At 60.3% G+C, this 365-nt stretch carries 1 pseudogene; it reads left to right on the forward strand.

Annotated features, from left to right (window positions below):
* Positions 1 to 365, forward strand: a pseudogene (locus tag ACRHNM_RS16370) (aldehyde dehydrogenase (NADP(+))); the annotation flags it as partial.

Below are 365 nucleotides of genomic sequence, written 5' to 3' on the forward strand. Positions count from 1 at the left end.
ATTGCTTTTTGCTATTGACAGCCCGGACCTGGAAACATTTGCCAGGTCCCTGGCCGATGAAATTGCGGCATTCCCGCCTTCCTGCATGTTACACCCGAATATGGCCGGCCACTTTACTGACATGCGCCGGACCATGGAGCAGCAGCACGGGGTGGAATTCCTGACACCGGGAAATCCCCCGGAGGGGCCCAATGAGGTGCCGGCAGCTGTGGCCCGGGTATCCGGGACCGATTCCCTCGCCAACCCCAAGTTGCAGATGGAAGTGTTCGGACCCTTTACCCGGCTGGTAATTTGTAGGGACGCCGAAGAGCTCCAGGCGGCCCTGGCGGGGCTAGAAGGCCAGTTAACTGCTTCCCTGCTGGGCA

This window comes from Psychroserpens mesophilus, from assembly GCF_050617655.1.
GTDB lineage: Bacteria > Bacteroidota > Bacteroidia > Flavobacteriales > Flavobacteriaceae > Psychroserpens > Psychroserpens mesophilus_A.